The organism is Pseudonocardia halophobica (assembly GCF_027922425.1).
In the GTDB taxonomy this organism is placed as follows: Bacteria; Actinomycetota; Actinomycetes; order Mycobacteriales; family Pseudonocardiaceae; genus Pseudonocardia; species Pseudonocardia halophobica.
The window spans coordinates 1-1,354 of sequence record NZ_BSFQ01000115.1; the positions used below are offsets into that span (position 1 = coordinate 1).

The following is a 1,354-nucleotide window of genomic DNA, read 5'->3' on the forward strand; positions in this document are numbered from 1 at the left end:
TCCGGCGGGACCGGGAGGCCACCGTAGTTCTCCTGTCGTCGAGATCCGGCGCGGTCGGCGGCTGCCGGCGGCGAGACCGGAGCGGACGGTGGCGTCGGCTTCCGCGGATGGCAGGCCAATGACGGCCGAAGCTTCGGCCAGGGCCGCAACCGCAAGTCCTCTGGGCAGGACGTCGGCGGCGACGAGTTGACCCAGCGCGAACGCGGCGCGATTGAGGGTGTCGTTGCGACAGCCGGGATGCGCCGCCAGCACGGTCTCCAGCTCGCCGTGCAGCGCTGCCGCGGCGTAGCGGGAGCGGCGGCCGACCACGTCAAGCAGCGGGGCGAAGTCGCGTCGCCTCGGACTGCGGGAGGGCTCGGGCGCCGGTTCGCGCAGCCGGTCGGCGATCCAGTCTGGTAGTGGTGCGAGGACGTCGTGGCCGTTGCTGCGGTAGCGGCGCCCCCGCACGATCGAGCCCGCTGCGACGACGTAGCCGCCGCACGCGCGGACGTCGATGAGCCAGCCGAGGCGCCCGGCCGAGTTGCGTATCCGGAGGCCGTCGGGCGCACGGAAGTACAAGTGCTCGCCGCCGGAGGCGGTCTGCACGGTCAGCGTCTCGAACGGCGCGGGCTGCCCGGTTTCGTCGGCCAAAGCGGCAAGGACGTCGGCTCCGTCGTTTATCCCGGGCCGATCCCACTGGCTCGGGCGCTCGGCGCCGTGAGCAGGGGTGTCCAGGTCGATGACCACAAGCGCGGAGGGCCCGCAGGCCAGCCCGATGTTGAATCTCCCCTTCGACCAGGCCTTGCGGATGCGTGCCTCGCCGGTGGTGGCTCGGGCTTCCCAGTCGCGGACGGCCGGGCGCTTGTCGTTGGGCCGCAGGGGGAAGACCCGCCAACCACGCGCTGCGTTGGCGAGTGCCGAGCGCAGCAGATCAGCGTCGGTCATCGCGCTCGCCTCCCGGTGCGAAGCGGAGAACATGTCGGGGAACTGGCGCATACTCGGCGACATGTCGTGGACACCGACCGAGCCGCAGTGGACGGTCCCGTCGCTCCACGAGATCGCCGACCTGCACTGGCTCGCCTACGCCGAGGCGACCGAGTCGGGCTCGGGCCGCGCAGCCGGAATCGTCGCGACGCTGGCGTGGGTCCGTGGTGGACACGTCGCGCCGATGACCGGCCGCGAGGAACGTCCGGTGAGCCGGGCCCTCGCCGAGGCTGAGCTCTGGGCTGCTCGCGCAGCCCTCGCCCCTGACGCTGCTCCGCCTGCTCACGCTCTGTCCCAGACGCTCGGTGTCGATTACTGCCCGCCGCTCGACGTGCCGCCCGCCAGAGCCGACGGCACTGCAGCAACCTTGGGTTGGCTGCTCGGCACAACC

At 72.2% G+C, this 1,354-nt stretch carries 2 protein-coding genes; one reads left to right on the forward strand and one right to left on the reverse strand.

The genetic code is table 11. The features are described 5' to 3' along the window. Positions 1 to 924, reverse strand: a 924-nt coding sequence (locus PKE99_RS37530; RefSeq protein ID WP_271215025.1) for a bifunctional DNA primase/polymerase, incomplete at its 3' end; no start/stop codon positions are given. 31 nt (positions 925 to 955) lie between these two features. Here PKE99_RS37530 and PKE99_RS37535 point away from each other — a divergent pair. After that, a partial coding sequence (locus PKE99_RS37535) for a hypothetical protein (protein WP_271215026.1) occupies positions 956 to 1,354 on the forward strand: 399 nt, incomplete at its 3' end.